This is a genomic window from Aeromicrobium sp. (assembly GCF_036676885.1).
Lineage (GTDB): Bacteria > Actinomycetota > Actinomycetes > Propionibacteriales > Nocardioidaceae > Aeromicrobium.
This window is the reverse complement of record NZ_JAKFCB010000206.1, coordinates 1-4,713: the sequence shown is the minus strand read 5'-3', so window position 1 is coordinate 4,713 and position 4,713 is coordinate 1. Positions and strand designations below refer to the sequence as shown.

Genomic DNA, 4,713 nt, shown 5'->3' with positions numbered 1-4,713 from the left:
CGGCACCGCCGCGATGGCCACGCTCGAGGCCACGACGGCCCCCGAGGTCAAGCAGCTCCTCGTCGACACCCGCGGCACCGGCACCTGGGTCGGCGCGGGCAGCGCCAAGGGCGGCATGGCCTCGGGCCGCAGCCAGCTCGGCGCCGACATCCACGAGATCGACAACACCGCGTCCCGCACGGGCCGCCTGCTCGACGAGGTGGCTGGTGACGCCGAGGCGGTCGCCGCACGCCGCGACGAGATCATCGAGGCACTCAACCGCACCGCCAAGCCGTACTTCGGCGACGTCGAGACCATGACGTACGCCCAGTGGCTGCGTCGCTACGTCGAGCTGTCCGGCACGCCCGAGTGGCTCGACGTCACGATCCGCGACCGCTTCCACGCGATGCTGCAGCGCGCCGAGGCCCGCCTGAACCCGGCCGACCGCGGCACGATCCCGACCCTCTTCGCCGACGCTTCCCTGGTCGACGACGGACCGCAGGCTCTTGCCACGCTCGTCGAGGCCTACCCGGCCGCCGAAAGCGTCACCTTGCACCCGGGCGATGTGCTGTTCTTCATCGAGCAGTGCAGGACGCCGGGCAAGCCGGTCAACTTCGTGCCGGTGCTCGACCAGGACGTACGCCGTTGGTGGCGCTCGGACTCGCTGTGGCAGGCGCACGACCCGCGCTACGCCGCCGACGAGGTCTGCATCATCCCCGGCACGGTCTCCGTCGCCGGCATCGACCGCGTCGACGAGCCGGTCGCCGAGCTGCTGCGCCGCTTCGAGGACGCCACGATCGACGGGCTCCTCGCCTCCGGCCGGGCCGCCCAGCGCGTCACGGGCCGCCGTCGCGTCGAGGGAGCCGGTGACGTCCTCTCGCTCGTGCTCGCCGCCCCCGACCTCGTGTGGGCCGGCCGTACGGTTCGCAACCCCGTCCACCGCCTCGGCGCCGAATGGGTCATCGTCGACCCGCAGCGCGCCGAGCACCCCGAGACCGGCGCCGCGCTCGTCGCGATCGACGGTCGTACCGCCGAGCTGCAGGTGCCGCTGGCGCGTCCGCTCTCGCTGCGCATCACGGTCGACGACGCGGTGCTCGCCGGTGCGGCTCCGGTCGTGTCGACCGAGGTCGCCGCGTCCGCGATGTCCTCGCTCGTTGCCGGCGCTGCCGGCGGCGACGTCCCGCCCGTGACGAACGGCCGCGCGTCGGTCAACGTCGACTGGGACCCGGACCTGATCGCCGATCACGCCGGCGTCACCGGTGCGCACACGCCGGTCCACCCGGTTCCCGACGTGCTCGTCGGGCTCGCGTGGCCGTCGGTCTTCGCCGTGCTCGGTGAGGCCACCCACCACGGCATCCCCGTCATCGAGGGCATGCTCGACCTGGTCCACCTCGACCACGCGATCGCCCTGACCGGCACCCTGCCGGTCTCCCCGTCCGCGCTCACGATCTCCTCGGTGGTCGAGTCGGTCGAGGACACCGGCTTCGGCCGCGTCGTCGCGGTCGACGTCACGATCTCCTCCGCCACCGGCGAGGTCGCGACGCTGCGTGAGCGCTTCGCGATCCGCGGACGCACCGGCGCCGGCGAGCTCGCCGACCCGGCACGCGCCGGCGGCGCGATCGGTGACGACGTCAAGGACACCCCGCGCAAGTCGCGCGGTGCCGCGACCCTGACCGCCCCCACCGACCTGCGTGGCTTCGCCGCCGTGACGGGCGACCACAACCCGATCCACACCAGCGTCGCCGCTGCCCGCCTCGCCGGCCTCGGCGCGCCGATCGTGCACGGCATGTGGGTCTCCGCCGCCGCACAGCAGGTGCTGTCGGGCCGCCGCATCACGGGCTGGACGACGCGTTTCCTGGCGCCGGTACGCCCCGGCGTGACGGTCGACGTCAAGGCCGACCGCATCGGCCTCGACAACGGTGCCGAGCTCGTCGACATCACCTGCCGCGCCGAGGGCGAGGTCGTCATGTCGGCGACCGCACGCCTCGAGGCGCCCCGCACGGCGTACGCGTTCCCGGGCCAGGGCATCCAGCACCAGGGCATGGGCATGGCGGCGTACCAGCGCTCCAAGGCCGCCCGCGAGATCTGGGACCGTGCTGACGCGCACACCCGCAAGGCGCTCGGCTTCTCGATCCTCACGGTCGTCCGCGACAACCCGACGGTCCTCGTGACCGACGGTGTGACGCACAAGCACCCCGACGGTGTGCTGTTCCTGACCCAGTTCACACAGGTCGCCATGGCGGTGCTCGGCGCCGCCCAGATGGCCGAGCTGCGCGAATCCGGTGGATTCGTCGAGGGCTCGATCCTCGCCGGTCACTCGGTCGGCGAGTACAACGCGCTCGCCGCCGTCTCGGGCGTCATCCCGCTCGAGGCCGTCGTCGAGGTCGTGTTCCAGCGCGGCTCGGTCATGCACACGCTCGTGCCCCGCGACGCCGAGGGCCGCAGCAACTACCGGCTCGCCGCGATCCGCCCCGCGCAGATCGGGCTCAACGACGACAACGTCACGGCATACGTGGACCGCATCGCCGAGGAGTCCGGCGAGTTCCTGCAGATCGTCAACTACAACCTGCGCGACTCGCAGTACGCGATCGCCGGCACGGTTCGTGGCCTCGAGGTCCTCGAGGCTGACATCACGCGCCGCCGGGCGGAGTTCGGCGGCAAGGCCGCGTACATCCTGGTGCCCGGCATCGACGTGCCGTTCCACTCCACGGTGCTGCGCGACGGCGTCCCGGACTTCCGCGACCGCCTCACCGAGCTGCTGCCGACGACGATCGACCCCGCGATCCTCGCGGGCCGGTACGTCCCCAACCTGGTGCCGAAGCCGTTCTCGCTCGACCGGGCGTTCCTGCAGGAGATCGCCGATCTCGTGCCCTCGGAGCCGCTCAACGCGGTGCTCGCAGACTTCGCGACCTGGTCGGCCAAGCCCGGCGAGCTGTGCCGCGTCGTGCTGATCGAGCTGCTCGCCTGGCAGTTCGCCAGCCCCGTGCGCTGGATCGAGACGCAGGACCTGCTGTTCGGCGACCTCGGTGTCGAGCGCTTCATCGAGGTCGGCGTGGGCCAGGCCCCCACGGTGGCCAACCTCGCGTCCTCGACCCTCAAGCTCCCGGGCCGCTTCGGCGGACCCGTCGAGGTGCTCAACTTCGAGCGCGACAGCGCTGCGGTCTTCTCGACCGACGAGGAGATCGTCATCGAGGAGGACGAGGACGTCGCACCCGCTGAGGCCTCGGCCCCGGAGGCTGCTGCGGCCGCCGCACCCGCTGCCGCTCCGGCCACCTCGAGTGGCCCGCGCCCGGCGGACCTGACGTTCGACGCCGCCGACGCCACGACGGTCCTGATCGCCTGGTGGACCAAGATGCGCCTCGACCAGATCGGCGCCGCCGACACGATCGAGTCGCTGTGCGACGGTGCGTCCTCGCGCCGCAACCAGCTGCTGGTCGACCTCGGCGGCGAGCTCGGGCTCGGCGCGATCGACGGGGCCGCTGACGCGGACCTGCCGACGCTGTCCGGTCAGGTCAAGGGCCTGGCCCGCGGCTACAAGCCGTTCGGCCCCGTGCTCACCGAAGCCCTCGGCGATCACCTCAAGAAGGTGTTCGGCCCGACCGGCAAGCGCCAGTCGGCCGTCGCCGAGCGCGTCTCCGACGTCTGGCAGCTCGGACCGGGCTGGGCGAGTCACGCACTCGTCGAGCTCGCGCTCTCGAGCCGTGAGGGCTCGAGCGTCCGCGGCGGTGAGTACGGCTCGCTGAGCGGTCTCGCCTCCGGCGCCGACGTCGACGCCGCGATCGATGCCAGCGTGCAGGCTGTCGCCGCGCGCCACGGCGTCAGCGTCGACCTGCCGTCCACTGGTGGGGGAGAGGGCGCCACGATCGATGCGGCCGCCCTCGGCGAGTTCACCGCACAGATCACCGGCCCCGACGGTGTCCTGGCGTCATCGGCCCGTCTGGTCCTGGACCAGCTGGGACTCAATGACGTACCGGCTGTCGTCGAGACGGACGAGGCCGAGGCCGAGATCCTGGCCCGCGTCGAGACCGAGCTGGGCAGCGACTGGGCCAAGCTCACCGCCCCGGCGTTCGACCCGCTCAAGGCCGTCCTGCTGGACGACCGCTGGGCCAGCGCCCGCGAGGATCTCGCCCGCATCGCCGCAGGCGAGACCGTCGAGGCCAGCTTCGTCGGCGCCGGCAAGGTCGTTGCGGCGCAGGCTCGTTGGTACGCAACGCACTCCGACCCCCGGCTCTCCGAGCGCTTCACGCAGATCGCCGAGGACGCCCTCAGCCCGACGGACCAGACCTGGTCCGGCGAGCTCGCGGTCGTGACCGGCGCCAGCCAGGGGTCCATCGCCGCTGGTGTCACCGGCAAGCTGCTCGCCGGTGGTGCGACCGTCGTCGCGACGACCTCGGGCCTCGACCCGAAGCGTCTCGCGTTCTACAAGGAGCTCTACCGCACCCACGCGGTTGCCGGAGCAGCCCTGTGGATCGTCCCGGCCAACATGGCGTCGTACGCCGACGTCGACGCGCTGACGAGCTGGATCAGCAGCGAGCAGACCCAGACGCGTGCGGGTGTCACGACGGTTTCGAAGCCGGCCATGACGCCGACGCTGCTGTTCCCGTTCGCCGCTGGCCGCGTCGCCGGTGACCTCACCGACGCCGGCAGCCGCACCGAGATCGACATGCGCATCCTGCTGTGGTCCGTCGAGCGCCTGATCGGGCAGCTCTCGGCCAACATCCAGGACCGCGACCT

At 72.2% G+C, this 4,713-nt stretch carries 1 protein-coding gene; it reads left to right on the top strand.

Features of this window, described 5'->3' with window-relative positions; all coding sequences use genetic code 11:
* Positions 1 to 4,713 (top strand): fatty acid synthase subunit beta domain-containing protein (locus tag V6M46_RS09525; protein WP_332664177.1); only part of this gene is annotated, 4,713 nt, incomplete at both ends.